This is a genomic window from Bacillus infantis, from assembly GCF_008180445.1.
Taxonomy (GTDB): Bacteria; Bacillota; Bacilli; order Bacillales; family Cytobacillaceae; genus Bacillus_AB; species Bacillus_AB infantis_B.
Genome location: NZ_VTER01000005.1, coordinates 189969 through 215613, shown reverse-complemented (window position 1 = coordinate 215613; position 25645 = coordinate 189969). Strand labels below are relative to the sequence as shown.

The following is a 25645-nucleotide window of genomic DNA, read 5'->3' as shown; positions in this document are numbered from 1 at the left end:
CATTCTCATATTAAACTGAAAAGGTCATAACCAATTATTCTCCTTGTACAATACGTTTTTATCAGGTTAAAGGCAATGTGGTTATCGGGGCTATATAAGAGAAACTTATTAGAATCCATCAAATAATTTAGGACTTTGCAAGAACATGACTTTTTGTAAGAGTTCATAGCCGGCGAATGGGAAGATAGTTTAATGCAGGTGGAACCGCACAATGTTCTGGTGATACTTTGGAGAAGTATATGAGTGCAAACCATGTTTTTAGCGGCGAATTTGAAGAGGCACTCAATAGTTTCGAGCGCTTGCCTGCGTCATACCAGCACGGACCTGTTTTGTACAGCAGAAGGCAATAAATACAAAGCCAGCCTCATACCTAATGCGGAGGTTTAATCCCGGCACAGCACACCCTTACTACTACCGACGGAAACATTGTACAGGCAGGAGGCGGCTGTTTATTTAAGTTAAGGCTGGGGGAAAATCGCATAAAAAATGATAGAGGCTTTTAATCGGGAATCGGCCTCAGAACAGCTTTGTCTTCATTCATGATTGCCAGTTCTACTTCCTATATTTTTTAAACTTAATAGGATTAATTCCTATTTCGCCAAATGAATTTTTAACTTTCTGAGGAAGCTCCTTTATGGTTCCCGCCAATTTTGGCATGAAATGGCTATATACAATCGGGTTCGTTAATCCAGGCAGGACTTTAGGAACCTTTTGATGAATTCCTTATGAAGCGAAAAAGCAGCTATTTCAAGAAGGAATACTAAACGATGGCGGGGAAATAATAAAGAGATTGGTGTATTTTGGAAATGGAAATGCACTTTAGTTTATGGGAGGTTATTAATTTGACCATAGCAGCGATCGAGGATTTTCAAAAGCTGGATATTCGCATTGGTACTGTAATAGGTGCTGAACCCTTTCCGGAGGCTCGTAAGCCGGCAATTAAGTTAGAGATTGATTTTGGTGAAGAATTAGGAATTAAACAATCTAGTGCACAGATAACAAAAAGGTATACTCCAGAGACAATATTGGGCTGTCAAGTAGCCGCAGTTGTAAATTTTCCCCCTCGCCGAATTGCAGGATTTAAATCTGAAGTATTGGTTATCGGCGGCGTTCCAGAAGAGGGTGATGTAGTGCTTTTGAAGCCTGATGGGCCTGTGAAAAATGGTACATCGATTGCCTGATTAATCAGCAGCATATTAAAAAGGATTAACGCTTCTTCTGTTGAACTTAAATTATATTAAATAGATATATTTAATTGACCTGCATAGGAAGGTGTTTAAGGATGAATAAAGAGAAGGCAGTATTGTTTTTGCAATTGGTTGCTGCGGGGAATGTGCGAGAGGCATACGATAAATATATCGGTCCTGATTTCCGCCATCATAACCCCTATTTCCCTGGGGATGCTGAGTCGCTTTTGATTGCCATGGAAGAGAGTGCTGCCCAAAATCCTCATAAGACTCTTGAAGTGAAGCGGGCTGTTGAAGAGAATGACATTGTTGCTGTCCACTCCCATGTTAAGCAAAACGAGGAGGACTTGGGAGGAGCGGTTGTACATATCTTCCGTTTCCATAACAGCATGATCGCCGAGTTATGGGATGTGGGGCAGGCTGTACCGGAAGATTCTCCTAATGAAAATGGTGTGTTTTGATAAGAACCAAGGGAAGAGCCAAGGGGACAGGTCCCTTGGCTCTTTTTGAAAGATGTGGGCCACGGGACCTGTCCCCGTGGCCTCTCGAATAGGAAATGCCTCTCCCTCCAATATTCAAAATGGCATTGGCCAATCTGAGGAAGAGCTGAAGGCCGCGGGTCTGAATGCCTCACTTTTGTTAGTCAATGTGACCTTTGGTACCGAAGATATGAAAGTAGTGGGCATTAAAGGAGATGGAACTGAAGTTTTGTTAATGAAGGATGGGGATTTTCAATTTTAAGGTTTCTATAACTATATGAAAAAACAGAAAGTAAGAAGGAGAAATAAGATCCTGGAGAGAATAAATATTCATTCAGTTTAAGCAGCTGATTATGTGGAGAGATTATTTGACAAGTATTTCAAGAGAGTGTGAGTTTAAAGCACCTGCAACGGAAGCGGAGACCGCTTTAATTAAGAAGGAACTAAAAGTTGAATTGCCGGATAAGTTGGCTGAATTATACAAGGAAACAAACGGAGTTTATGGGAACTATGGAATTTCGTTTGTTTGGTCCATAGAACAGATGATTAAAGAAAATTTATTTTTTTGGATCCTTCATGAGCGAAGCGATTTTATGAAACCTCTGGATACCTTTTTATTTTTCTCTGATGCCGGGAATGGAGACTTATTTGGCTATTTAATAGCAGATGGAAGGGTTCAGACAGAGTATATTTATGTCTGGAACCATGAAGATGACAGTCGTTGGAGAGTAGCTTCATCTCTAGAGGAGTTTATCAGAGGATGGATGATTGGGGAGATATCTGTATGAATTTTCCTGTGGAAAGTCTTTAATTCATCCAGTCAGCTTCCTTTTGTGGATAAAGGAGCATTTAAGCTTAATAGAAATTGCCAAATAATTATTTTGAAGTTCTAACTAATAAAAGAGTTTTTTGGGAGAGAATGCCGCTGTGAAAAAGATATGGCAAGAAGATGATGAATACTATAAATTGGAACCTTTAAAAGATAAAGAAGTAGAAAGAGCAGAAAAAAAACTTAAAGTGAAGTTGCCTAAATCCTATATTTATCTTCTTAAGATCCAGAATGGTGGATATATCAACTATAATTCGTTCCCTTCTAATGTCCCAACATCTTGGGCTGATGATCATATTAATATTGATCACATTTTAGGTATAGGTGAAGAAAAAGGTATATTAGAAAGTGAATACTTAATAAAAGAATGGGGTTTGCCGAAAAATATTGTTTTAGTCTCAGGAAGTGGGCATTCGTGGGTAGCATTAGATTACAGAAATACAAAAGTAGAGCCTCCGGTTATATACATTGATATGGAATCTGAACAGATTATTGAATTAGCTCCTAATTTTGACATATTCTTAAATGGATTATACGTAGAAAAAGCAGAACTTGAAGATATTTATCTTGAACAAGAGGAAAGACATTGGACCCCTGATGAACTCAACACAGCCTTATCAACGACTAACGAGCAAGAGATTACCCTCGCTTTGAACTATCTTTATGAAAATACTAAGGGAAATGAACATTTGATTGAACAAAGCTTGATTGTTCTCCTTCAAAATCCTGTTATTGATATCAAACAGTTAGCAGTCAATTTTGCTCATCATTTCAATGAAGAAGGAATACTTTCTTCTGTAGTGGTTGAAGAAATGATATCAATTATACGGAAGGACAAGGAAATTGATTATTATGCCGATATGTATTTCAGTGAAACCTGAGATGACATCTTCAGCTACCGGGAGCTTAAATTCCAAATCGCTGCCAAAACTGGCGGCTTTTTTATTTTATAAAAAGAGCAGGTATCCTTTGTCTAAAAATAATTGTAACCTTTCTTGCAGCTCAAACGATTAATATTTGAAGACTAAACAAGGGGGGAACCATTTGGCTGGCAATGAAAGGTTAGAGGAGAGAATCGATCAGATCTACAAGAGCCATTATTTGGATGTATATCGTTTTCTTATTTGCTTTACTGGTAACCAGAATGATGCCGAGGACTTAACTCAAGAAGTTTTTTTACGCATACTGAATAACTTGACCAGAGGCAAAAATATTGACCATCAAAGAACTTGGATTTTCTCCATTGCAAAGCATGTTGCCATTGACAGTTATAGAAAAAGGAGATTTTCTTCCCTTTTTACCGACGGCTTCTTTAAACATATTATCTCGGCTGAAAAAGAACCCGGAGAATTAATGGAGGAAAATGAAATGAAAAGGATTGTTCATGGTGCTATATCTGAGCTGAAACCCAAGTATAGGACTGTAGTGATTCTAAGAGGCATAAATGAATTTTCAATCAGGGAAACATCCGAGATCCTTCAATGCAGCGAGTCAAAGGTCAAAGTAGATTATCACAGGGCTTTAAAAATACTTAGAATGAAGCTTGAGTGGGATATAGAGGAGGTCATCGGGAATGCAAACTGATAAAGACTTGTTCGACTTAATAAAGGAAACATACCCAATCAACCCAAGAGAGGAGTTTGTCTTAGATACAGCTGATAAACTCAGAAAATCGGCCAGGCAGATAAACAGAAGAAGCAGGCTCAAACAATTTACGTTTGCCTCAGCCAGTATTGCGCTGTGTACATTGGCTCTCTCATGGTTCTTCCTTTATGATGGAAAAGATACCTTAAATAACACATTTTCCACTCCTCAAAATGAACATTCAGCTTCAACAGCAGCTATAAAAAACCAGGATCCTTTAGTATACATCTACCATTCACACAATCAAGAATCTTTTATGTCAGAAACTTCAACTAATCACTCAGATGATTTGTTTCACGAGGAAAGAAATATTTCATTGGTTGGTGAGCGACTTAGTCAAGCACTAAAAAATTATGGAATTCATTCTATTCACGATAGCACGGATATTAAGGCGGAATTAGAAGAAAAAAGACTCTCGTATAGCGACGCATATAAAGTTTCCAGAGTACCACTCGAGAATGCCTTATCACATAATAAAAAGCTGAAAATGGTCCTTGATATACACAGGGATTCATTAAAGAGAAACCAGTCAACGATTAGCATAGATGGAAAGGACTATCCGAGAATTGCATTTATAGTGTCGAAATCCAGTGCTAAATCCGAAGTGAATTTTAAATTTGCCCAACTGCTGCATGAATATACTGAGGAAAGATACCCCAACTTATCCAGGGGAGTTTTTACTAAGGATACCCCTACTCAAAATTCTTATAATCAAGATCTGTTTGGTAACTCTGTGCTGTTAGAAGTTGGAGGGAAGGAAAATACTTTGGAAGAAGAGTATCGAACTGTTGATGTCCTTTCAGAAGTCATCAGTGAGATCCTTGCCGACTGGAACGAACAAGAAAAGGGGTAAACGATCGTGTTATTTAGTTGAGTTGTTTATATTGAAGAGCCAAGGGGACAGGTCCCTTGGCTCTTTTTCAAAACTGGGCCATGGGGTCTGTCCCCCTGGCACAAATCCTTTTTGGTTTTCCCTGGAAATAGTGTGGTAAATAATAAAGATTAACTAAAGCGGGGAGGCATTCTATGAGAGTCCTTGTGATTGGAACGGAAGACTTGACGGGGGAGCATGTAATCAAGCAGCTTTCGGACAAGCAGCATGAGGCGGTGGCATTGGTTGGGACAAAGAGTAAGGTGGAGGATATGGGAAGGCTGGGAGCAAAGGATGTTTTTGTGCTGGAAAATGATGATTATGCCCAGGCCTTTTCAGCTTGTGATGCGGTCATTTATGTGGGCGATGCCAGTGCGCGGACAGGAGAAAGCAAGCCGATCCTGATTGATCATCAGTCGGTCATTGATTCGGTGCAGGCTGCAAAGGATCAGGGAGTAAAGCGCTTTCTGCTGATGAGTGCGATGCGTGCGAATGAGACGGACAAAGGCGGTTCAGGAACGGACGGAGCGAAAAATCAGCCTGAGGAGCTTTTAAGAAATGCAGAATTAACTTATACCATATTACGGACAGGCAAGCCTGTAGACAAGCCTGGGAAAGGGAGGGTGGAAGCATCACTTTCTCTTGAAAGTAAGGAAAGTGAAATTCCGAAAGAGGATATCGCGACTGTACTGGTCGAGGCGCTGGAACTGGAGGAGGCTTATAACAGAACCATTGAAGTGTCTTCAGGAGAAATGCCGATCCGCGAGGCCTTGCAGCAAATAAGGAATTGATTGATACTTAACTATTTCATGAAAAGGGTGATAAGATGTCCAATATGAAAAAATACCTCCCAGGCCTTCTGAAGGGGACTGCGGCATTAGGGGCTGCGGCAGCTGCGACTTATTTTTACCGGAAGGATGACACGCAGCAGCAGCATTCCATCCTGAGGAATTTCCCGCTCCTAGGCAGGGTCAGGTATATGACAGAGAAGATCGGTCCCGAGCTCAGGCAATACTTATTCGAAAGCAATAATGAAGGAACGCCTTTTTCCCGGAAAGAGTTCGAGGATATCGTCAAGGCCGGGAAGTATAAGGAGCGTCTGATCGGCTTCGGTTCAGAGCGTGATTTTTCGAAAAGCGGTTATTATATCCGCAACAGCATGTTCCCGAAGCAGCGGGAAGAATTGAGGATCGATAATAGCCAGAAGATCAATACAAAGGTTTATAAAGTGGATGAAGAAGGCCTCATGACAAGGAAGGAACACCGGGAGGAAAGCCAGACAGATCCCTATTTTCTAACAGACGAAGATGCAGTCATCCTTGGCGAGCATACATGCCGGCAGCCGTTCAAGCTGAAAGGGCTTGTCGGGCAGTCTGCGATGAGCTATGGAGCGCTCGGCGACCGGGCGATCACGGCTTTGTCAAAAGGGCTGGGCCTTGCCGGCGGAACATGGATGAATACCGGGGAAGGCGGTTTATCAAAATATCATTTAATCGGAAACCCGGACATCATGATGCAGATCGGTCCCGGCCTGTTCGGCGTCCGGACTCCGGGCGGGGAATTTTCATGGGATGAATTTGAGAAAAAGAGCAAAATTGAGCAAGTGAAGGCATTCGAAATTAAGCTTGCACAGGGGGCAAAAATCCGCGGCGGCCATATTGAAGGGGAGAAGGTAAATGAGGAAATTGCCCAAATCCGCCTTGTTGAGCCTTGGCAGACCATCAACAGCCCCAACCGATTCTATGAATTTAACAATTATGATGAGCTGTTTCAGTTTGTAGAAAAGATGCGGGATAAAGGCGGCAAGCCGGTTGGCATCAAGATCGTGGTCGGTGATTTGGATTCTCTTGAGGAAATGGCCCAGGTGATGAAGGATACAGGAATGGGCCCTGACTTTATCACTGTCGATGGCGGCGAAGGCGGGACAGGCGCCACCTATCAGGAGCTTGCCGATGCAGTGGGGCTGCCTATTGGATCTGCGCTGCCGGCTGTTGATGAAATGCTGGTTAAATATAAAGTCCGCGACAGGGTGAAACTGATCGCATCAGGCAAACTGATTACCCCGGATAAAGTTGCGATTGCTCTTGCCATGGGGGCAGATCTCGTCAACATCGCCCGCGGATTCATGATCAGCGTCGGCTGCATCATGGCGGAGAAATGCCATACCAACCACTGCCCTGCCGGTGTCGCCACAACCGACCCGAAGCTCCAGGACGGACTTGTCATTGAGGAAAAACAATACCGGGTCGCCAATTATGTGGTTTCACTCCGTGAAGGGCTGTTCAATCTGGCTGCAGCTGCAGGCCTCGATACTCCGACAAAATTCGAACGGAAGCATCTCGTCTATAAAGACGAATGGGGAAGAGTTTCAGCTCTCCAGGATATGATCCTTACACCGAAAAAGGTAGATGAGATACAGGAGAAGGAACAAGAGTGAGCCAGGGGGACAGACCCCTTGGCTCAAACGAGCCAGAGGGTCTGTCCCCCTGGCTCATTTTTGATATAATATTTAGTTATATACGTTATTGGCGGTGATTTGGAGAGTGAAGAGCGTTAAGGTTAGTGATTTGGTTGAGAAGTTTTCGTTGAAGGTGCTGGCTGGGAAGGATAGTTTGGATAAGCCTATCACTCAGTCCAGGGTGCACAGGCCGGGCTTGGAATTTGTGGGGCATTTTGATTTTTTCCCAACAGACCGGATTCAGATTCTTGGAAGGAAAGAGATCAACTTTTTACATAAGCAGACAGAAGAGGAACGGAAAATACGGATTGGCAATATCGTCAACTATCATCCGCCATGCTTTATTGTAACAACAGGTGATAAGGGGCTGACATATTTAAAGCATTATTGCAATGAGTACGGCATTCCGCTCCTGACAACTGAAATTCCTGAAACGACTTCAGATTATATATCTCAATTAGATGCTTATCTGGTCAAAGAGCTGGCAGAGGAAACCTATGTTCACGGAGTTTGTGTGAATGTGTATGGAATGGGGATCCTGCTGCGGGGGAATTCGGGAGTGGGGAAGAGTGAAACAGCTCATACGCTGATTGGCCGGGGACACAGGCTTGTGGCAGATGATATTGTCGTGCTGAAAAAGCTCAGCCCGCAAACCCTTTTAGGGACGCACGATGAAAAAACAAAAGAGTTTCTGGCCCTCCGGAGTGTAGGTTTGATCAATGTTGTGCGCTCATACGGACTGAAGGCATTCCAGAATGAAACACGGATTTCGCTGGATATCCAATTAACGAAATGGGAAAAGAATTCGCTGAACAATGATTTAGAGCATCAGCCTGATTTCACGGAATATCTGGGCGTTAAAGTGCCATCAATGGAAATCCAGCTTCAGCCAGGCCGTGACGTGGCCGGGTTGATTGAGGCGGCTGCGAACAACTGGTATTTGCGGCAGCAGGGATACAGCGCCGCATCGGATTTTATGAGCAGGCTGGATAGTGAATTTTAACTGATTAATGAAGGGCCTTGCGGGGCTCTTTTTTTTGTACTCTTCTTTCCGCTGCAGAATTAGAGAGGGAGAAAATGAAACATTACAGCTTTTGTTTCGTCTATAATAAAGATGAATTATTTGGAAATTCCGGCTGTTTGCAGAGGGAAGGGATACTTTTGAAAAGAGCAGCGGCATTCATACTCATCCTGCTGTTATTAGCAGGCTGCAGTGGTGTTCAGCATAATACAGATTTAGAAAAGTCTATTTCTGATATTGTGAAAGATAAAGATAGCAATGAGATAACTCTCGACTCATTGACGGATTTCGATTGGGAAAAGGCCTTTTTATTTACGCCGTACAGCCCTCAAGAGCATATAGAGGAACAGTTAGGTGTCTCTTTTAACGATCCCAGCAGCATTAACTTTAGAGAAGATATTTATCTGCTGGTCTTCATGAACGAAGGTGAAGTGGTGCAGTATGCTGAAGCGGAAAGGCAGGGGGCTGATTTTTCGATCGGGGAAGAGGAATATCTGACGCCTGCTGAGGATGTTATCACGATTGAAAGACCATAGAAATAACATCATATTCAAAAGAACTTATCGAAAATACAAAGCTGGTAAATATTGAACCAGCCGATAACTGATTAAGCCTGCTGATGTTCAGTCTTAAGGCAAGTTTTTCAGCATGAGCTCGTCAGAAAGCATTGCTCCGGAGGGAATTTGATTTGAGATTCTTTTTAGCTGTTCCGTTATTAATGATCGGGAGTTTTTTAATAAGCATCACCGTAGATCGTTTAGGCAGCACCGGCAATTTTATCATGCACGCAATGGGTGTGGCCATTAATTTATTTGCTGTCTTTTATATATGGAAAAGAAAGGCGAAGCTGGAGGGACAGGATGATAAGAAATAATATTCGGGCCATTGCGATCTGTGTGTTCAGAAGAGATGACTCGATACTTGTGGCTGAGGGGTTCGACAAAGTTAAGCAGGACTATTTCTACCGTCCGATTGGCGGGGGGATTGAGTTTGGCGAAAAAAGCACTGAAGCGCTGGAAAGAGAAGTGTTCGAGGAAATTGGGGCAAACGTTAGGAATCTCATTCATTTAGGCACCCTTGAAAATATCTTTACCTACAATGGGATTCCCCGACATGAGTTCGTTTTTGTCTATGATGGGGAGTTTGTTGATCCTTCCTTCTATCAAAAACCATCTTTTATGGGTCTTGAGGATAATGGGGAAGAGTTCAAGTTAATGTGGAAGCCCATCAATGAGTTTCGGGATAAGGGATTAAGGCTGGTCCCTGAGGAACTATTAGCGCTGATGTAATAGACAGGGGGAGTAAGGTTGAAAAAGATGCTCTTTTTATTTTTTGCCTTGATGTTCTTAGCTGCCTGTTCGAAAGAAGTGAACACTTATGACTATCGATTTGTCGGGGAAAGCGGCCATTGGGAAGCGGAATACGTTTTTAAAGGTACAGAGGTGTGGGACGAGAAAAATGGAAGACGCACATACTCTAACGAAAATAACGATGAATTCTTTTTAGAGTATAAAGGGCCTTTAGAAGAGCTTTCATCCCTGAAAAACCTTGAGTACACTTATGAAACTTCAGCAGGGAGCGGAAGCGGCGCAACAAAATTTGATGCACCGCCGACGAAGAAGGTTTTTAAAAGCAGTGGATCTTCGGAGAATAGCGGCACAGTGAATGAGGATGAAATTATCAAAGTTTATGTAAAATGGGATGATGCCGAGGAGACTTTTGAATTGCACAGGGAAAAGCAGTAGACTTTTAAATTTGTAAAAGGAAGGTTCGGATTAATGTCTGTAAAAAAACGATTTTTCATCGGAATGGCCATTGCGGCGGTTTTCTCGTTCATTTGGCTTCTGCCTGCACAGGGGAGCGAGGCACAAATTGCTAATGAGATTGCGAAAAAAACAAACGGAGTCAGTATAGACCATATCGAAATGATTGATAACCATCTATCCGTTGCTTTCCTGCACACTGCAGCAGGTGAGGAAAGGGAATTGTATTTAGAGAGGTCGTTATTTTCTTGGGAGGCCAAAAAAGAGTTTGCCTTTACACCGGAAGGAATACATGACCCGATTCACCTTGCCTTCTTCAATTCGCCTTTCACAGGTGAAGAAGAATTCAACGCTGTGATTCTTCGGGTATTTGATAAAGAGATAGACCGTGTTGAAATAGTAAAGGGAAAGAAAACCCTTCACAGCTTCAAGCTTCTTACTAAAGCTGCGGATGAAAAGTTTGGACTATTCAGAACAGATAGCGATGAAATCTATGATGCTGAATATATTGCTTACAATGCAGAAGGTGAAGTGGTTTTTAAGAACAAGTTATCTTAAAGACCGGTCCCTTTATTCAAATAGGAGGCTGGCATCATTCAAGATGATTACTTTTGGAGAAAAAATCGAGAAAATAGAATATACCAGCAGGCCGGCTGTCTACGGACTGTTTTTTCATCCGGAGAATGGGAAAGTGGCTGTCATACAGACGGGTGATGGAAAGTTTTTTCTTCCCGGCGGAGGAATTGAGGCCGGGGAGACGCATGAACAATGCATGAAAAGAGAGGCTCTCGAAGAAATGGGGACCGAGATACAACTCGGTCCTTTTCTGGGGCATGCACGAAGGTATTTTTTCTCTGCCAATGAATACAAATACTATTTGAGCGAAGGGTACTTCTACTTATGTGAAATCGTCAGGCAAATAAGCCTGCCGCTGGAAGAGGACCATACGCTGATATGGCTGGATCCTTTGGAAGCTGAAGCAGGTCTTTTTCATGAACACCAGGGATGGGCAGTGAAGGAAGCATTGAAAATACATAGTTTAAGTAAGGGGGAAAGCAGATGATTTACCGCAGAAAAAGCTATAAAGTGGATGAAAGCATTGTAGAAGATTTCAATCTTCATTTTAATCAGACGCTGCTGCCGGCCCAGCTGAAATACGGGTCAAGGCTGGTCGGGAGATGGATGGGACAGCCTGCAGAAGGGGCAGTCGAAATCTTTGCGATATGGCAGTATGACAGCCGTGAAGCATATGAAAATATTGAAAACAAAGTGAGACATGATAAAGAGCACGTCCAGCGTGTGCAGGATTGGTTTGAGAAAATGGGCGGTAGGGAGAATCTGGGCAGGATATTTTTTAAGGTGGATGAGGACTTTTTGGAGACTACGGTACCTGAAGGAAATACGATTCTTTCATGCTAGTAATAAAGATCATTTCCAAGTTGCGAGGAGAAAAAGGCAGTGAAATCAAAAATAGAAAATGTTATTAGGGATTTACAGGACAAGAGGATCATTGATTTAAACGAACCAGATATCAACATGCTGAAAGGGACAACTGAAGGACTTGTGTATACTTTGTCTGAAAATACTATGCCGAAGTATGTGATAAAGTATGACCGGCCGCAGGAAATTGAATACGTGGAACGGTTTCTTCAGAGCCGCCGGAATGTCAGCCTCCTGCCAGAATGGCTCTATACAGATCCTCAAAAGGAGTTTATAGTCTATTCTTTTATAACGGGAACGACGCATTATAATCGCGGCTTGAAGGAAGACTGGATGAGGACCCTGGTGAAGGAAGTATTAAATCATTACGAAGAATGCCATCCTGAAGAAGCATGGGGCAGGCTGGATCAGCCAAGAAAATCATGGCATGAGTTTAATAAGATTAGTGTAGGACTCGCATATAGAGATTTAGGGGATTTGCTGCCGGAGGAAGATTATTTTAAAGTAAAATCAATTGTCGAGCGGATAAGCAGGTCCGGGGAAGAAAAAAAGTACCTGCTTCACGGAGACACAGGAGTCCACAATTTTGTTTTTAATCACAGAGTTCTGACCGGAGTCATCGACCCTTCCCCGATTATAGGGCCGGTCATTTATGACTTTACCTATGCCTTCTGTTCATCTCCTGATGATTTAAATGTAGAAACATTGCTTACTTCATTCTCGCTGCTGGAGCATGTCTCAATGGGAAAATTGCAGCTCATAGACGAAGTGGTGGTGCAATTATACACGCGCCTTGGCATTTGTGTCAGGGTTCATCCTCAGGATTTAGCTGAATATCTTAGAGCCTGGGATTATTGGAAGTCCTTGGTTTCTTCCTGATTTGTTTTGTGGCAGATCCGGGGGAAAATAGAATTTATAATCCAGCGGGCGTTAACCAAGATGATAAGGAGGCAGGCCCATTGAAAAAATTCTTTTTGTCTTTGACCGGCGGAATCCTGCTTGGCGGCATCCTATCATACTTTTTCCTGGACTATGAGGACTCAAATTATGTTTTGCTGAATTATTATGGAGCAGATAAAAAGATAGTAAAAGAATGGGATTTTCAATTTATCTCCAATGCGGGCTTTATCATCATTGGATTGTCGGTTCTGATTTATTTGATATGGACGTATTTCGAGAGAAGATCGAATGGTTTTTGAGATGTAAGTAATATTTTTTTCTAACCTGGAGGGTAAGCGGTGGAGCAGAGACTACTCACATTTGGGTATATATTGTTTTTCTCAGGAATCGTTTTATTCGGCTTCATGCATCTGGCAATTGCTGCATATATGCCCCATCTGACCGGCTGGAGCAATCCGCCGGGAAAACTGGCATCAGTGCTTACTGACATAGCAGGCTGGGTTCCCTATGTTCTAAGTATTGCGTTAATAGCAGCAGGCATCTTGATTGTCATTTACCATTTGTTTTTTTTCAAGAAAGGTGACTGACAAGGAGGGAGGGAAATGGCAGGATGGATACCCCGCAAAAAAGCATAATAAGATACCGTATTGTTCTCTTCATAATGGCATTCATGATTGAGGGGGGAATGATCTATTATTTTCATACGCCGAAAAATTCAATTGAATTATACCAGGATCTTTCTTTTGCAGCCGATTTTGAAGAGGCACAAAAGCTGAGCTTAAAAGGATACGAGGAGCATTTTAAGAAAAAGGACTTTGATTATATAAACAGCCCAGATCATAGCGCCAATAGCATAGGCCAATTCACATTGTTTGAGTATGATGATAGATCTTATATTATCAAAACTTCACCAGGAACAACGAAGTTTAAAGTCCTTGCTGTCGAAGAGCTTCCGGCAGATATAAGGGATTATTTTGTTGGAATGTCGGAGTAGGAGGGAAGCGGGTTGTGCCGATATCTATTGTATTTCTTAATTGGTATAATGATTTTCACATCTGCGGGTTGCTCTAATGAAGGCGAAAGCACGGCAGTTTCCATTGACGCCATTAATGCAGAAGAAGTTTTAAGGCTGGATCCGGATGCTGATATTTTTCAGTATGATGGTGTCATCTACCAAACGAATATAGATTGGGTCGAAGAATTGTCATTAAAAAAGGACGCTCAAATTGGTGAAATACAATCCAGGAATGAGAACGATACAGATTTTGAAGATGCTATGTCGAATAAGCTTCCTGTCGGTGCCAAGATTTTCAAGACTAATAAAAGCGGGATTTTAATTGTAGAGACCGGGGGAGAGAGTTTGAAGTATCTTGCAATCGTCGAGGGATGAGTCTTTCCCAGTTATCAGCTGGTAAAAATGGATAAATATAGATAATAGACTGGGAAAAATGTGAAATATGTTATAATGCTAAGAGGTATTTAATATGTTGTCAGGAGAAAAAACTTGAGCGAAATCGAGTGCTACACATTTGAAAATGAAATAGAAGCTGATATTAATTTAGTATTTGAATGTTTGAATCAGGATAAGCATGTTTTAAGATGGAATACGCAGCTGATAGAGAATATTTATGAAGGCAGTGAAAGTGACCTGAAAGAAGGTTCTGCTTTTATTACGAGGCAAAAAATAGACAAGAAAGTTTATGAGCTAAATGGCATATATTCAAAATATAATCCGCCATATCATGCCGTTGTTGAAACTGAAACTAAAGAAGGCATAAGTAAGACAGAGTATACTTTGAAAGAATATTCTGAGGGGACCTTATTTACTGTAAGAGTAACCTTAGTGCCTTCTAATTGGTTCTATAAAACAGCAGCAAAATGGATGAAATGGTCCTTTAAATTTATATATGATGACCAATTTAAGAGATTCATTGAGTATGTATACCAGGTTGAATATGACAGGAGGTAAAAGAGTATCTAATCATGAATGTTAGATGCTTTTCTTTTGTCCAAAACAATGATTAAATCTGGCAGCTTTCCGAAATTTCATAAGGGAAAGCCGGAAGCATTCCCTGAAGTGGATATACCGGCTGAAGGGTGTGCGAATGGGAGGACAGAAAGCAGGTGAAGTATGGCTGAATTAACCAGGATGTCACTTATATGCGTCGCTATCAATCTAATCTCAAATATACTATTTTTCCTCATAGGAGACTGGGGCGGATTATTTACCATGCTGTTAACTTTAAGCAATCTGGTGTTGCCGATGTTTCTGTCATTTACAGGGGTTCTTTTAGGAATCGGGGCTTTAGTGTTAAAAGAACCGATCATAAAATCTTTGCTGGCCATAGCAGCAAATATAGGTTACGTGTTGATTTTCTTTTCTGTTATAAAAAACTTTTAATAGAATAAAGGATGAAGAAATGAAATATTTTATTGATGACGACCATTGGGATATACTGGTATATAGAAAAGAATTACAGAAGCTATTGCCCAGGTTTAATAAAGAAACAGCCAATTTCCTGAAAAACCACTCTTTCCATGATGGAAAGGTTGTTTCGCTGACGGTTTTGAATAAAGAGAATGGAATAACAAAGGATCCGACCGCAATCCTGATGGTTATTAAGCAGTATGATGAGACAGCAGGTACCTATGAAATTCAGTGGCAGAATGTCCGCAAGTTTTTCATGGACTATGATATCACGCGAAATGTTTATGGCAACAATTCAAAAGAGATTGCATTTGGCGGCAGAAATGGCCTCGATGATTGGGGATATGTTGAAATCACTCCGCTGAGCAAAAAGAAGCTGAAGCATGAGATTTTTCTGTTTTCACAGACAAAGATAATCATCCATTGTGCCAATATAATAATTAGAAAAGTGAAAGCATAGGGAACACCAAATATACATTTGGTCAGGAGGAAATGATGATATCACTTGCCAGAATCTTAAAATTGCGTGATCTGGAGATTTTCCAAGTAATACGGGACGGAAGAGTTTTAGCGTATAGCATCATTGAGGATACTCGGAATCCTTTTACAGAAGAAGACAAAAAATTGGATCCTTTATGCTTTATGGACGAAGAGGATATTAATGAGATTTTAAATGTTTTCAGGATTGCATTGATTAGCGATAAAAAATTAAGCCAAGCCGATTCGATCACATTAAGAACATTCTTTTCGGAGTTTGTGAACAACACCCATTTGACGAATTTCATCATTCAGGAATATGTTCAAAAGGACTTGTATGAAGAGGAAGATACTATAGAATCTTTCAATAAGATGCTGCAAAAAATAGGGTCGAATTTTGTGATTCAGGATTTTGATGAGAGAAATTGGATATATTTATCGCAAGATTGATATGCAGACGGCCTGCAGTCTTTGTTAACCCAATATTTGCATGGTATGGAAACCTTCATCTTAAGGAGAATAATGCATAACTGCATATTGGGAAGTGATGATTTTGAAAAAAGTAATGCTGCTAGTCATTGGTTTTGTCTTATTAACTGGACATGTATCTGCTTCTGAAATCTTAGAAACGGGAGAAGAAGCGGAGGTAAAAGATCAGGCTGCGAAAACCTTTATTTATGAGTCTTTGCGAGTATGGCTGGATCAGGATATTTCCAGATTGTATCACAAGAAATACAAGGCAGATTCTGTAGAATGGATAGGGCCTGAACGCGAAAAAGTCCGCATATGGATCAGGGAGGTTAAATCTAATCCGGGTCCAGCAGGGTATACCCATGTGATAAGAATATTTTTGCCATATGAGAACGTCATAGTGAATAATAGTAAGGATGTAAAATCAGCAGATACAGTTATTTACGCTGTTAATGCACGCTTCCTTTCACTCTGTCCTGAGTCAGGCAAATCTGAAAAGGAAATCAAATTACTCCGTACTTTCCATAAGGTTCTTTCTAACACTGAATAATTTTCATTATACAGAAAAAAACAGGCCCTATTTATATAGGGCCTGTCTGTATGATCAGAAGATTAAGCTTTTTGAACGTTAGCTGCCTGAGGTCCGCGAGCACCTTGCTCAACGTCAAAAGTTACTTTTTGACCTTCGTCTAAAGATTTGAATCCTTCGCTTTGAATAGCTGAGAAGTGTACGAATACATCGTCTCCACCTTCGCGTTCGATGAAGCCAAAACCTTTTTCTGCATTAAACCATTTAACTGTACCTTGTTCCATTTTTGTTGCCTCCTAGTGCTGCCGCACAATGTATTACTATCCCTGCTCAAAGTATTTATATAGACGAAAAGTCATTAATTAACTTATACCGAACAAAAATAATTCTTTTTCATCATAACAGCAATCGGAAAAAATTGCAAATTATATTCTTGTTTTATTATGGCAATATTTGTTAATGTCCATGGTAATCGATAAACCGATCTCTTGCCATAGTTTCAATACTTGCGAAAATAAACTGGTTCAAGCCTTGATTGACGATTTTTATAAAAGAGCGGAAAGAGAGTTTTGTTCAAAAAAGAGCGGGGTATACTTTTTTACGTGGTTATTAGGGCGGCTGCCAGTGATTTTTTTAAGGAAAATGAGAAAAACCATGACACTTATCATGTATGGTATATGACAGCTGGGACTACCGCAAAGATAAAACGTTTTCTATACTTAAATTAACTAATTGAGTGAAGGAGAAACTTTTAAAAATGAACGAACAAAACCCAAGGGCTTTGAGAAAAATGGTTACTCCTTATGAAAAGTCCGATTTACAAAAAAGTATCTGGCAGATTATTAACACATTGGTGCCATTCTTCCTGTTGTGGTACCTGGCTTATAAGAGCATACCGGTCTCTTATTTCCTTACATTAGCGATTTCTGTGGCTGCTGCAGGCTTTTTAGTGAGAATCTTCATTATCTTTCATGACTGCTGCCACTATTCCTTTTTCAAGAACAGGAAGGCGAATCGGATCCTTGGCACGATAACGGGGATTCTGACGCTGCACCCTTTCGATCAGTGGGCGCACGAACACTCTGTCCATCATGCCACCAGCAGCAATCTGGACAAGCGCGGTACAGGCGATATTTGGGTACTGACCGTTGAGGAATATATGGAAGCTTCAACTAAAACCAAAATCTTATACCGTTTGTACAGAAATCCATTTGTTATGTTCATCCTCGGCCCGATTTACGTTTTTGGCATTACCAATCGTTTCAACCGCAAAGGGGCAAAGCGCAAAGAACGGATGAATACGTATATTACGAACCTGGGAATCGCGGCTGTGGCGGGACTTGTATGCTGGGCTATCGGCTGGCAGAACTTCCTGCTCGTTCAGGTGCCGACTTTCATGATTTCGGGTACTCTCGGAGTATGGCTGTTTTATATCCAGCACACGTTTGAGGATTCTTATTTTGAAGAAAATGAGCATTGGGAATATGTAAAAGCAGCCGTTGAAGGAAGCTCGTTTTACAAGCTTCCAAAAGTCATGCAGTGGCTGACAGGCAATATCGGTTTCCATCATGTCCACCACCTGAGCCCAAGAGTCCCAAACTATAAGCTTGAAGAAGTGCATAAAAACACGGAACCATTGCAAAACGTTCCGACCATTACACTGGCAACCAGTCTTCAGTCCCTAAAGTTCCGTCTTTGGGATGAAGATGGGAAGAAATTTGTAGGGTTCAGCCACTTGGGGAAAGCTGCTAAAAACCAAAGATCGGCACAGCTGGAATCTGATTAAATCAGCGCCTTAAATGATGATAAGAAAGTTATATACCTCAGAAAGGTGCTGATTGTGCAATGGATTTGCGCAGTCAGCACTTTTTTGCCGTGAAAAAATATCTTTCTGCATCTTAATACTTTCTCTTTGAAAAAAGAAAGCAGTTCTTTTCTTATCATGATAGTTCACTGTAAGCAGGGTGATATGTGTATTAATTTTTATTGGAAAACAACTAAGTTTAAGAATAGTGACTTTTGTAAAGACAAAGGGAGTGTTATGGAGGTCTTTTGACCTGGCCCATTACGTTTTGTATACTTGTGAGGATGAATCTGTGCCAATCCACTCCTTAAGTGAAGTCAACTAATATCAGGACTATATATGGATGATGAATGTATTGGTCAAAAAGCAGTCCATCTATTAATATAAACAGGCGCAAAAATAGCGGGGAGTGACCTTTATGGCGTTGGAGAAGGAGAAAGTAACGGTTAAGGTAAACAGTAATGAGTTTGTGTGGGATCCCCAAAGCGGGCTCTTTACCTTTGATGGAGCACCGGCACTTTTGTTTTGGGATTCAGCAATAGAATTATTTTTGAAAACAATTGAAGAAGTTTCCGGAGAAGATGTATCTAAAACGGTTTATGAAGCGACGGGATATCGAATGGGCCATCTGGTAACGTCTTATTATACCGGCCGAAGGGACCTCGAACAGCTTCTTGAAGAATATGGCGATATTTACAGAAATGCCGGCTGGGGCAATGTCAAAATTGCCGACTTTAACTTTGAGGAAAAGAGAGCAACCGTTCAGCTGACCAACAGCTGGGAGCACAGGATTTTTAATAATACAGACAAGGAAAAGGCTGGCGTATTATTGCCGAGCCACTGGGCAGGAGTCTTTACAGGCCTATTTGAACAAAAAGTCTGGTACAAAATCAACAAAAGCCAGCTGGATGGAAGCGAATATGACGAAATTGAAATCTTTCCTTCAGATGTGTCACCTACAGAAAATATTTTCGAACTGGCAAGACAAAAAGAGACAGAACATATCATGGAGCTGGAGCAAAAAGTAAAAGAGAGAACCGAAGAACTCTCCACCCTTGTAAATGAATTATCCACCCCTATTATTCCGGTATTGAAAGGGATTGTTGTTGTTCCGCTTATTGGCAATTTCAACGATGAACGCTTATCCAATTTTATCGAACGTTCACTGCTTGAATTTTCCAGGCTGAAAGCCAATTACCTGTTAATTGATCTGACAGGTGTGAAAGGGCTGGACAACTACACGATAGAAGGTATCCAAAAACTGATTCTTTCTATCCGCTTGATAGGCGGAGAATGTTTTATTGTCGGTATTTCATCGGACCAGGCCATTCAAATATCACAATCAAACATTCAATTCAGCAAAGTACAAACCTTCTCTACCTTACAGCACGGAGTAGAATATGCCATTGAGCAGAACGGTTATGAGATTAAAGAAAAGAAGGCGTGAAGTGCCTTCTTTTTTTCGGTTTTGAAGCTGAAGTTTTATAAAACAAGCCCCTCAGGAACCCTATACTAAAACACGTCCGAATGGCAAGAAGCAGATCATGAATCCCTAAAGTTATTCTCAATAAATTTCTCCTCATCAGACGGCTTCAGCACCCTGTAAGCCTTGCCAACCTGGCCGCCTTCCAGCTCCCAAAAATAATTATGATCCTCTATGATGCCAGTAAACTCTTCGCCTCTCCACTTCGCTGCTATTTCCAGCAGCCTTTCTTTTCTTTCAAAATCACTCGATTGCAGGATGCTAAAGAGTTTTTCAACATTTTCTTTGCTCATCTCGACAGCACCGGCCTTTTTCTCAGCTATGACTTTTTGATGCGTCATAAAGTGCATGGTATCCATGACTTCTTTTTCAGCAGAGCTTTGGTCAGCCGGGAATGCTGCTGTTGCCCCTTCCACTTTGGCAACCTGTTCAGGCGCTGCGTCAGGATCCCAGGCTTCTTCAGCGGGACCGGACTCTGGCTGAGTTTGTTCTATGCTATCATTCTGATCTGTGTCATTGGCTGTTTTCATGAAATTGACTGTGATAAAAAGAACCAGGAGCAAGGCGATGGCTGCCAATATGAAGATTATTTTTTTCATGAGATGCTCCTCTCCTTTTCTCCATTATACCACTCGGGTTTCACTGGAATGCTAATATTTGGTATTATTAAAATTGAGAGATGCATAGAAAGGGGAATCTATACTGCACATGTGGAATATCTTGAATTGATTTATAGCATTGGATAGAGGCAGTTGGCGGTCCTTTTAAGGATACGTTTATTTGCCGATCTAAAAATCATTCAAGGGATACATGATGCGGCCATATAAATTTCCATTGCCAGGCAGATACTGCGGGTGAAGTTGCATCTCTATTGGCATAATCATAGCGTCCCTGACCAGGAGGAATCTTCATGAAGAGTCAGGACAAAAACGAAGAGCTGCTTACAGGAGGAAATGTCTCGAACGTTTATCGTTCTGGAGATACAGTTCGGCGCGAAACTAAGCCTGATAGTAAAAACATTCATAAGTTATTGCAGCATTTAGAAAATAAAGGATTCAACTGCGCACCGAGGTTTTTAGGCATTGATGAAAAAAATAGAGAGATCCTAACCTTTATTGAAGGAGAAGCCGGCAATTATCCTTTAAGAAAGTATATGTGGTCTAATGATGCTTTAAAAGGGATTGCCGGAATGCTCCGGCTCTATCATGATGCTGTGAGCGACTTTCCAATCGATGAGAGCTGGCAGCCGATTGATAACACCCCTCAGCCGTTTGAGGTGGTATGCCATAATGATTTTGCCGTCTATAACATTATTTTTAGCGGCGAAAAGCCGGCAGGGATTATTGATTTTGACGTTGCTGCTCCCGGCCCGAGGCTTTGGGATATCGCCTATGCTCTTTACACTTGTGTTCCTTTAAGCAGACTGTACCATACGGAAACAGGTGAGGCAGTCTATTATGACCGGTCAAAGGATGCCGAACGCATAAAACAGAGGGTTGCATTATTTTTTCAATCTTATGATATGGCTGGATTGGAACATGGTTTTCTAGAGATGGTGCTGCTCCGGGTAGAAGGGTTATGCAAAACCATAAGAAGGAAAGCTGAAGAGGGAGACAAGGCGTTCCAAAAAATGATTGATGAAGGGCATCTTGAGCATTATCAGAAGGAACTTCAATTCATCCGTGAATATGGTGAAGAGTGGATATTGTGAATGAAAAGCGCTAAGCCTGGTGGTTTAGCGCTTTTTTAACGATTATTTAAAAAGCGCTGTCACTGCTTTCATTGAAATGAAACTTACCACTTCTTTCGCGCGTATATTCACTGTAAAGGCGGATATAAAAATGCTGGGGAGATGCCAAATGACCATCTATAAACATAAACATGGCAAACGCACGCTGGAGAAGGATTATGAAGCGTATATAGGCACTTTGAGTTTTAATGTGGAAAGGGTATATGTGGAAACCAGCTATGGAAGGACACATGTCCTCGCTGCAGGGCCAAAGGAGGCGAAGCCTGTATTTATTTTTCAGGGAGGCAATTGCATCAATCCGATGACACTGTCGTGGTTCTCCTCATTAGCGGACAGCTATCGGATTTATGCCCCTGATACCATCGGACACCCGGGTTTCAGCGCAGAAACAAGGATTTCCGCTCAGGATGATAGTTTTCCGAAATGGGTAAAAGAGCTGATGGATCACCTCCAGATCAGCAGCTGCGCTTTTGTCGGCCCTTCTTATGGCGGAGGAATCATCATGAGGATTGCAGCCTATATGCCCGACCTGATTGACTGTGCAGTGCTGGTGTCTCCGGCAGGAATCGGCCTTGGGTCCAAGGCCAGGATGATTAAGGATATTCTACTGCCGATGGTCGCTTATAAGGCCTTTTCTTCGGAAAATCAGCTGGATAAACTTACAGGAGTGATGTCCGGCGGTTCTATGAAAGTGCAGGATAAAGAGATAATTGGACATGTATTCAAATATGTGAAGCTTGAACAGGATATGCCGAAGATAACAGACCGTCATGAGCTGGCGGGATACCAGGCGCCGACACTGGTTATAGCGGGAAAAAAAGACGTCTTCTTTCCTGAGCAGAGTCTTAACCCGGCAGCAAAAAAAATCATCCCAAATCTAACCGACTTTAAGGCATATGAAATGGGACATTTTCCTTCTGATGAATATTTGATAAAGATCAATGAGGATATTGCAGCGTTTATGGGCGCTTATTATTAGGAGGAGTCAAATGAAAAGAGGGGTTACCTTTGAAATTACCAATGAGTATGGCTGGTTTCTTTTTGAGATTCTGCTGTCACTGGAAGCTTCCAGCTTTGACTGGAGTATCGCTGATGAGGAAGCTTATTTTATAGAAAACGGAGAGCTGGGAAGAAAGCTTTTCCCGGAAAATAAAATGATCATGGCAGGCGGGGATTTGATGGCATATCTTCATCCGAACTCATGCTATCTCATTTTTGCCGACTTAAAGGCTTTTCCGCCTGGAAAGGCTGCGGGCGATATTAAGACATACAAAGACTTTTTGAAAAGCGATTGCCAGATGGCGATCTTGATAGTGGACTGCTCAGATGTGGCGGTTTATTGCAAGGATAGAGAGAGGACAGAAACGCTGTACCGCTTTTGCAGGGAGCGTTTCTCGAATGCGGAATATATTACGGATGAGAATGATAGAAGTGAGCTTTACTGTTTGGTGATAAGAAGCTGGATGCCTGCCTTGAAAGAGGATGGTATCCAGCTTTTTTTGAGCCAAGGGACCTGTCCCCTTGGCTCATTTAAGATTTATTTAAGAATTCCATAAGCCCCGGTTTAGAAATTCTCTGTAAGATGTTCACAGAGTCAATTGAAGGAGGATTTGTTATGAAAGAGAGTTCTTTAAGGTTTCGTGCCGGGGGAATGGCTTTTGTGGTGTTTTCGATATTGTTTCCGGTGTGTGTTCTGACGCAGCTTTATATTGCTGGGGTGGCGGTGTTTGTGAATCCAGTCAGCTGGGTGAGGCATGTTGGATTTGTCCATCTGTTCGGGTTCTCGCTTCCGCTCTTGATGCTTATTGCCGCCTTTATTGGCGGGCTGCCCCGGTCTATTCTGGGACAGGTGCTGGGTGTAATGCTGTCGATTTTTTTGATGTATTTTACAGCGAATATAACGGGTACGCTGCCATGGGCAGGGGCGCTGCATCCGGTTATTGCGGTGATTATTTTAATTCAGTCGCTGCTTATAGTAAAGAGTGCCTGGGGATTGTTATTTCCGAATCGTAAAAGGGAGGGGTTTGAAGAATGAGAGGTTTTGCAGCTATACTGCTTGGCATTGTGGGCGGATTTATTCTTGGGATTGCCTTGTCAAGTGTAATCGGGATCATCAGCATGGGCTTGTTCAGCCAGCCGTATGGGATTAAATATCTCCCATACTTTACGGCAGCCATCTGTGCAGTGCTTGTACCTGTGATGGACCGCAGAAGCTTGAAGAATAAACAATAATAGAAGGGCTGTCAGGGGAATCTTGACAGCCGGCCGCTATATATGTGGAAATTAGGATAAACTGGAGCAGGAGAGCGGGTGAACCTATGTCGATAAGGAAAAGGCTGATCTTGTCTAATATCGGGATGATTCTGATTCCGGTGCTCAGCTTGCTGGCGGTGGAGGTTATTGCCGGGTACTTATTTTTCTATCTCTTCAACGGGAAGCCTGAGGGGCGGGATCTTCAGCTGTTCCTGACTGCCAGGTTTGCGGCAGTGATCGTGATCCTCGTGCTGACTAATGCAATACTGACTTACTTTGTATCAAAGAGCATTCTTGTGCCGATCCGGGAGCTGTCTGAGGCGGCCGGAAAAATCAGTGAAGGAAATCTTGAATACAGCGTGAAATCCGGCAGCCGGGATGAACTGGGGCAGCTGTCCAATACATTTGAAGACATGAGGCTGAAGCTGAAGGAAGCTGAGCGCATGCAGAAGCAGTATGAAAGAAACCGGCAGGAACTCATCGCCAGCATTTCTCATGATCTGAAAACGCCTTTAACCTCAATCAAAGGCTATGTGAGCGGGATTCAGGACGGAATAGCAGGAACTCCCGAAAAGCTGGAGCGGTATATGAGCAAAATCAGCAAGAATGCCAATGAAATGGACGCCTTGATTGATGAGCTGTTTTTATATTCCAAGCTGGACCTTGAGCAGATGCCCTTCCATTTTGAAAAAGTGATGCTTGATTCCTTTTTTGCCGATTATATTGAGGAGCTGTCATATAAGTTGGAAAAGGAAAATGGGCGTGCAGAGCTGATTTTAGAAGGAGAGCGGGGCTTTATTGCTGAAGCAGACCGGGAAAAGCTGAACAGGGCTGTTATGAACATTACGCAAAACAGCCTGAAATACATGGACAAAACCTCTAAAAGGATTCAGATCAGGCTGACTTCAAGGGTGGAAGATCTAGAGGTTGAAATTAAGGATAACGGGGCAGGTATCGGTAAAGAGGATCTTCCCCGCATATTTGACAGCTTCTACCGTACTGATGCATCCCGCAATTCGGCGACAGGCGGCACCGGACTCGGCCTTTCAATTGCCAGGAAAATCATTGAGGGGCATGGCGGGAGGATTTGGGCAGCCAGTGAGCCGGGGAAAGGAACAAGCATTCATTTTACATTGAAAAAGGTGAAGTAAATGAAAAGGATACTGATTATAGAAGATGAGACGGATATTGCCGAGCTGGAGCGGGATTATTTGGAAGTGAGCGGCTTTGACAGCGATATTGCTTCCAATGGCGAGGAAGGGCTGAGGCTGGCTAAGACAAATGAATACAGCCTGATCCTGCTGGATTTAATGCTTCCGGGGATTGATGGCTTCCAGCTATGCAGGGAAATGAGAGAATTCCTGGACATTCCGATCCTGATGGTGACAGCGCGCAAGGAAGATATTGATAAAATCAGGGGCTTTGACCGGGGCGCGGATGATTATATTGTGAAGCCATTCAATCCGAATGAGCTTGTTGCCAGGATTAAGGCGCATACAGCCAGATATGACCGGCTGATTGGCAGCCAGCCGGAGAAGCGGGAAGTACGGAAGAGAGGGCTGGTGATGGATGCCGATTCACGGCGGGTGTATGCAGATGGAGAAGAGAAGGTGTTCACGGCAAAGGAATTCGATCTGCTGTGGTTCCTTGCTTCAAACCCGGACAGAGTTTTCTCGAAGGAGCATCTGTTTGAGCGGATTTGGGGTTATGATTCCCTGGGAGATATCACGACCGTCACCGTTCATATTAGGAAAATACGCGAGAAGATTGAAAAAGATCCATCGAATCCGGAGTATATTGAAACGATATGGGGAGTGGGGTATAGGTTTAAATGAGGGTTTGGGGAGAAAATGACAGG

At 42.1% G+C, this 25645-nt stretch carries 38 protein-coding genes; 36 read left to right on the top strand and 2 right to left on the bottom strand.

The features are described from left to right. Positions 1–848 precede the first annotated feature (848 nt). The 27 genes from csaA (at position 849) to FZD51_RS10600 (ending at position 16518) form a co-directional block, all read left to right on the top strand. Positions 849–1181 carry a chaperone CsaA gene (gene csaA, locus FZD51_RS10730; protein WP_094768824.1) on the top strand — a complete coding sequence of 111 codons (333 nt, stop codon included), beginning with the start codon at positions 849–851 and terminating at the stop codon, positions 1179–1181. Positions 1182–1282: 101 nt separating this feature from the next. Continuing rightward, positions 1283–1648 (top strand): nuclear transport factor 2 family protein, encoded by a 366-nt coding sequence (locus tag FZD51_RS10725; RefSeq protein WP_094768762.1) that lies wholly within the window; start codon positions 1283–1285, stop codon positions 1646–1648. A gap of 52 nt (positions 1649–1700) precedes the next feature. After that, the gene (locus FZD51_RS10720) at positions 1701–1928 is read left to right on the top strand and encodes an aminopeptidase (RefSeq protein ID WP_262380866.1); all 228 of its coding nucleotides are present in this window, start codon (positions 1701–1703) and stop codon (positions 1926–1928) included. A 106-nt stretch (positions 1929–2034) separates the two neighbouring features. Beyond that, on the top strand, positions 2035–2454 hold the full coding sequence (locus FZD51_RS10715; RefSeq protein ID WP_262380865.1) for an SMI1/KNR4 family protein: 420 nt from the start codon (positions 2035–2037) through the stop codon (positions 2452–2454). Between the two features lie 139 nt (positions 2455–2593). After that, positions 2594–3376: an SMI1/KNR4 family protein gene (locus FZD51_RS10710; RefSeq protein ID WP_148974760.1), complete on the top strand. Its 783-nt coding sequence runs from the start codon at positions 2594–2596 to the stop codon at positions 3374–3376. A 163-nt stretch (positions 3377–3539) separates the two neighbouring features. Further along, positions 3540–4079 carry an RNA polymerase sigma factor gene (locus FZD51_RS10705; protein WP_148974759.1) on the top strand — a complete coding sequence of 180 codons (540 nt, stop codon included), beginning with the start codon at positions 3540–3542 and terminating at the stop codon, positions 4077–4079. Further along, positions 4069–4992: a stage II sporulation protein P gene (locus tag FZD51_RS10700; protein WP_148974758.1), complete on the top strand. Its 924-nt coding sequence runs from the start codon at positions 4069–4071 to the stop codon at positions 4990–4992. Before FZD51_RS10705 ends, FZD51_RS10700 begins: the two co-directional genes overlap by 11 nt. Positions 4993–5165: 173 nt before the next feature. After that, positions 5166–5801, top strand: coding sequence for an NAD(P)H-binding protein (locus tag FZD51_RS10695; RefSeq protein ID WP_148974757.1), 636 nt, complete (start codon positions 5166–5168; stop codon positions 5799–5801). Positions 5802–5836: 35 nt separating this feature from the next. Continuing rightward, positions 5837–7447, top strand: coding sequence for an FMN-binding glutamate synthase family protein (locus FZD51_RS10690; protein ID WP_148974756.1), 1611 nt, complete (start codon positions 5837–5839; stop codon positions 7445–7447). 106 nt (positions 7448–7553) lie between these two features. Beyond that, positions 7554–8471 carry an HPr(Ser) kinase/phosphatase gene (gene hprK, locus FZD51_RS10685; RefSeq protein ID WP_148974755.1) on the top strand — a complete coding sequence of 306 codons (918 nt, stop codon included), beginning with the start codon at positions 7554–7556 and terminating at the stop codon, positions 8469–8471. A 158-nt stretch (positions 8472–8629) separates the two neighbouring features. Continuing rightward, positions 8630–9025, top strand: coding sequence for a hypothetical protein (locus FZD51_RS10680; RefSeq protein ID WP_262380863.1), 396 nt, complete (start codon positions 8630–8632; stop codon positions 9023–9025). A 152-nt stretch (positions 9026–9177) separates the two neighbouring features. Next, positions 9178–9363 (top strand): serine kinase, encoded by a 186-nt coding sequence (locus FZD51_RS10675; protein ID WP_101551493.1) that lies wholly within the window; start codon positions 9178–9180, stop codon positions 9361–9363. Beyond that, positions 9350–9778 carry an NUDIX hydrolase gene (locus FZD51_RS10670; protein ID WP_148974753.1) on the top strand — a complete coding sequence of 143 codons (429 nt, stop codon included), beginning with the start codon at positions 9350–9352 and terminating at the stop codon, positions 9776–9778. Before FZD51_RS10675 ends, FZD51_RS10670 begins: the two co-directional genes overlap by 14 nt. Before the next feature lie 27 nt (positions 9779–9805). Beyond that, positions 9806–10234: a hypothetical protein gene (locus FZD51_RS10665; RefSeq protein ID WP_262380880.1), complete on the top strand. Its 429-nt coding sequence runs from the start codon at positions 9806–9808 to the stop codon at positions 10232–10234. A gap of 33 nt (positions 10235–10267) precedes the next feature. Next, on the top strand, positions 10268–10810 hold the full coding sequence (locus tag FZD51_RS10660; RefSeq protein WP_148974752.1) for a hypothetical protein: 543 nt from the start codon (positions 10268–10270) through the stop codon (positions 10808–10810). Positions 10811–10853: 43 nt separating this feature from the next. Further along, positions 10854–11315 (top strand): NUDIX hydrolase, encoded by a 462-nt coding sequence (locus tag FZD51_RS10655; protein ID WP_148974751.1) that lies wholly within the window; start codon positions 10854–10856, stop codon positions 11313–11315. After that, positions 11312–11671, top strand: a complete 360-nt coding sequence (locus FZD51_RS10650) for an NIPSNAP family protein (protein WP_148974750.1) — start codon at positions 11312–11314, stop codon at positions 11669–11671. The genes FZD51_RS10655 and FZD51_RS10650 overlap by 4 nt, the downstream gene beginning before the upstream one ends. Before the next feature lie 39 nt (positions 11672–11710). Further along, positions 11711–12571 (top strand): phosphotransferase, encoded by an 861-nt coding sequence (locus FZD51_RS10645; RefSeq protein WP_148974749.1) that lies wholly within the window; start codon positions 11711–11713, stop codon positions 12569–12571. A gap of 80 nt (positions 12572–12651) precedes the next feature. Further along, the gene (locus FZD51_RS10640; RefSeq protein WP_148974748.1) at positions 12652–12891 is read left to right on the top strand and encodes a hypothetical protein; all 240 of its coding nucleotides are present in this window, start codon (positions 12652–12654) and stop codon (positions 12889–12891) included. Between the two features lie 39 nt (positions 12892–12930). Beyond that, positions 12931–13179, top strand: a complete 249-nt coding sequence (locus FZD51_RS10635) for a hypothetical protein (RefSeq protein ID WP_101551505.1) — start codon at positions 12931–12933, stop codon at positions 13177–13179. A gap of 98 nt (positions 13180–13277) precedes the next feature. Next, positions 13278–13586, top strand: a complete 309-nt coding sequence (locus FZD51_RS10630; RefSeq protein WP_148974747.1) for a hypothetical protein — start codon at positions 13278–13280, stop codon at positions 13584–13586. A 12-nt stretch (positions 13587–13598) separates the two neighbouring features. Further along, on the top strand, positions 13599–13982 hold the full coding sequence (locus FZD51_RS10625) for a hypothetical protein (RefSeq protein ID WP_262380861.1): 384 nt from the start codon (positions 13599–13601) through the stop codon (positions 13980–13982). A gap of 114 nt (positions 13983–14096) precedes the next feature. Then, positions 14097–14561 carry an SRPBCC family protein gene (locus tag FZD51_RS10620; RefSeq protein ID WP_148974746.1) on the top strand — a complete coding sequence of 155 codons (465 nt, stop codon included), beginning with the start codon at positions 14097–14099 and terminating at the stop codon, positions 14559–14561. A 162-nt stretch (positions 14562–14723) separates the two neighbouring features. Then, the gene (locus tag FZD51_RS10615) at positions 14724–14993 is read left to right on the top strand and encodes a hypothetical protein (RefSeq protein ID WP_148974745.1); all 270 of its coding nucleotides are present in this window, start codon (positions 14724–14726) and stop codon (positions 14991–14993) included. 19 nt (positions 14994–15012) lie between these two features. Next, the gene (locus tag FZD51_RS10610) at positions 15013–15480 is read left to right on the top strand and encodes a hypothetical protein (RefSeq protein ID WP_148974744.1); all 468 of its coding nucleotides are present in this window, start codon (positions 15013–15015) and stop codon (positions 15478–15480) included. Positions 15481–15515: 35 nt separating this feature from the next. Beyond that, positions 15516–15947, top strand: coding sequence for a terpene synthase (locus FZD51_RS10605; protein WP_148974869.1), 432 nt, complete (start codon positions 15516–15518; stop codon positions 15945–15947). Positions 15948–16050: 103 nt separating this feature from the next. Beyond that, the gene (locus tag FZD51_RS10600) at positions 16051–16518 is read left to right on the top strand and encodes a hypothetical protein (RefSeq protein ID WP_148974743.1); all 468 of its coding nucleotides are present in this window, start codon (positions 16051–16053) and stop codon (positions 16516–16518) included. Positions 16519–16580: 62 nt separating this feature from the next. Here the strand turns inward: FZD51_RS10600 and FZD51_RS10595 are convergent, their stop codons facing one another. Continuing rightward, on the bottom strand, positions 16581–16781 hold the full coding sequence (locus FZD51_RS10595) for a cold-shock protein (RefSeq protein ID WP_009791915.1): 201 nt from the start codon (positions 16779–16781) through the stop codon (positions 16581–16583). A 473-nt stretch (positions 16782–17254) separates the two neighbouring features. Between FZD51_RS10595 and desA the strand changes: the two genes are divergently transcribed. After that, the gene (desA, locus tag FZD51_RS10590) at positions 17255–18283 is read left to right on the top strand and encodes a Delta(5) desaturase DesA (protein ID WP_148974742.1); all 1029 of its coding nucleotides are present in this window, start codon (positions 17255–17257) and stop codon (positions 18281–18283) included. 436 nt (positions 18284–18719) lie between these two features. After that, a complete protein-coding gene (locus FZD51_RS10585) occupies positions 18720–19748 on the top strand; it encodes an STAS domain-containing protein (RefSeq protein ID WP_148974741.1) in 1029 nt (342 codons plus the stop codon). A gap of 95 nt (positions 19749–19843) precedes the next feature. Here FZD51_RS10585 and FZD51_RS10580 read toward each other — a convergent pair whose 3' ends face one another. Beyond that, a complete protein-coding gene (locus FZD51_RS10580; RefSeq protein ID WP_148974740.1) occupies positions 19844–20383 on the bottom strand; it encodes a DUF6241 domain-containing protein in 540 nt (179 codons plus the stop codon). A 311-nt stretch (positions 20384–20694) separates the two neighbouring features. Between FZD51_RS10580 and FZD51_RS10575 the strand changes: the two genes are divergently transcribed. The 7 genes from FZD51_RS10575 (at position 20695) to FZD51_RS10545 (ending at position 25622) form a co-directional block, all read left to right on the top strand. Beyond that, on the top strand, positions 20695–21495 hold the full coding sequence (locus FZD51_RS10575) for a phosphotransferase (RefSeq protein WP_148974739.1): 801 nt from the start codon (positions 20695–20697) through the stop codon (positions 21493–21495). Between the two features lie 148 nt (positions 21496–21643). Beyond that, a complete protein-coding gene (locus FZD51_RS10570; protein WP_262380860.1) occupies positions 21644–22513 on the top strand; it encodes an alpha/beta fold hydrolase in 870 nt (289 codons plus the stop codon). A gap of 10 nt (positions 22514–22523) precedes the next feature. Beyond that, the gene (locus tag FZD51_RS10565) at positions 22524–23090 is read left to right on the top strand and encodes a DUF2691 family protein (RefSeq protein ID WP_187445706.1); all 567 of its coding nucleotides are present in this window, start codon (positions 22524–22526) and stop codon (positions 23088–23090) included. Between the two features lie 59 nt (positions 23091–23149). Then, entirely contained in the window at positions 23150–23569 is a 420-nt protein-coding gene (locus FZD51_RS10560) for a DUF6220 domain-containing protein (RefSeq protein WP_262380859.1), read from the top strand. Beyond that, positions 23566–23766, top strand: a complete 201-nt coding sequence (locus tag FZD51_RS10555; protein WP_148974735.1) for a DUF5957 family protein — start codon at positions 23566–23568, stop codon at positions 23764–23766. The genes FZD51_RS10560 and FZD51_RS10555 overlap by 4 nt, the downstream gene beginning before the upstream one ends. An 86-nt stretch (positions 23767–23852) precedes the next feature. Then, positions 23853–24938, top strand: coding sequence for a sensor histidine kinase (locus tag FZD51_RS10550; protein ID WP_148974734.1), 1086 nt, complete (start codon positions 23853–23855; stop codon positions 24936–24938). Then, a complete protein-coding gene (locus FZD51_RS10545) occupies positions 24939–25622 on the top strand; it encodes a response regulator transcription factor (protein ID WP_148974733.1) in 684 nt (227 codons plus the stop codon). Positions 25623–25645 lie beyond the last annotated feature (23 nt).

Coding starts and splice junctions, on each gene's coding strand:
- FZD51_RS10725 (WP_094768762.1), top strand. CDS start 1,283: ATGAATAAAGAGAAGGCAGTATTGTTTTTGCAATTGGTTGCTGCGGGG.
- FZD51_RS10720 (WP_262380866.1), top strand. CDS start 1,701: ATGTGGGCCACGGGACCTGTCCCCGTGGCCTCTCGAATAGGAAATGCC.
- FZD51_RS10700 (WP_148974758.1), top strand. CDS start 4,069: ATGCAAACTGATAAAGACTTGTTCGACTTAATAAAGGAAACATACCCA.
- FZD51_RS10695 (WP_148974757.1), top strand. CDS start 5,166: ATGAGAGTCCTTGTGATTGGAACGGAAGACTTGACGGGGGAGCATGTA.
- FZD51_RS10690 (WP_148974756.1), top strand. CDS start 5,837: ATGTCCAATATGAAAAAATACCTCCCAGGCCTTCTGAAGGGGACTGCG.
- FZD51_RS10670 (WP_148974753.1), top strand. CDS start 9,350: ATGATAAGAAATAATATTCGGGCCATTGCGATCTGTGTGTTCAGAAGA.
- FZD51_RS10665 (WP_262380880.1), top strand. CDS start 9,806: ATGCTCTTTTTATTTTTTGCCTTGATGTTCTTAGCTGCCTGTTCGAAA.
- FZD51_RS10660 (WP_148974752.1), top strand. CDS start 10,268: ATGTCTGTAAAAAAACGATTTTTCATCGGAATGGCCATTGCGGCGGTT.
- FZD51_RS10655 (WP_148974751.1), top strand. CDS start 10,854: ATGATTACTTTTGGAGAAAAAATCGAGAAAATAGAATATACCAGCAGG.
- FZD51_RS10650 (WP_148974750.1), top strand. CDS start 11,312: ATGATTTACCGCAGAAAAAGCTATAAAGTGGATGAAAGCATTGTAGAA.
- FZD51_RS10630 (WP_148974747.1), top strand. CDS start 13,278: ATGATCTATTATTTTCATACGCCGAAAAATTCAATTGAATTATACCAG.
- FZD51_RS10615 (WP_148974745.1), top strand. CDS start 14,724: ATGGCTGAATTAACCAGGATGTCACTTATATGCGTCGCTATCAATCTA.
- FZD51_RS10610 (WP_148974744.1), top strand. CDS start 15,013: ATGAAATATTTTATTGATGACGACCATTGGGATATACTGGTATATAGA.
- FZD51_RS10605 (WP_148974869.1), top strand. CDS start 15,516: ATGATATCACTTGCCAGAATCTTAAAATTGCGTGATCTGGAGATTTTC.
- FZD51_RS10595 (WP_009791915.1), bottom strand. CDS start 16,781: ATGGAACAAGGTACAGTTAAATGGTTTAATGCAGAAAAAGGTTTTGGC.
- desA (WP_148974742.1), top strand. CDS start 17,255: ATGAACGAACAAAACCCAAGGGCTTTGAGAAAAATGGTTACTCCTTAT.
- FZD51_RS10585 (WP_148974741.1), top strand. CDS start 18,720: ATGGCGTTGGAGAAGGAGAAAGTAACGGTTAAGGTAAACAGTAATGAG.
- FZD51_RS10580 (WP_148974740.1), bottom strand. CDS start 20,383: ATGAAAAAAATAATCTTCATATTGGCAGCCATCGCCTTGCTCCTGGTT.
- FZD51_RS10575 (WP_148974739.1), top strand. CDS start 20,695: ATGAAGAGTCAGGACAAAAACGAAGAGCTGCTTACAGGAGGAAATGTC.
- FZD51_RS10570 (WP_262380860.1), top strand. CDS start 21,644: ATGACCATCTATAAACATAAACATGGCAAACGCACGCTGGAGAAGGAT.
- FZD51_RS10565 (WP_187445706.1), top strand. CDS start 22,524: ATGAAAAGAGGGGTTACCTTTGAAATTACCAATGAGTATGGCTGGTTT.
- FZD51_RS10560 (WP_262380859.1), top strand. CDS start 23,150: ATGAAAGAGAGTTCTTTAAGGTTTCGTGCCGGGGGAATGGCTTTTGTG.
- FZD51_RS10555 (WP_148974735.1), top strand. CDS start 23,566: ATGAGAGGTTTTGCAGCTATACTGCTTGGCATTGTGGGCGGATTTATT.
- FZD51_RS10550 (WP_148974734.1), top strand. CDS start 23,853: ATGTCGATAAGGAAAAGGCTGATCTTGTCTAATATCGGGATGATTCTG.
- FZD51_RS10545 (WP_148974733.1), top strand. CDS start 24,939: ATGAAAAGGATACTGATTATAGAAGATGAGACGGATATTGCCGAGCTG.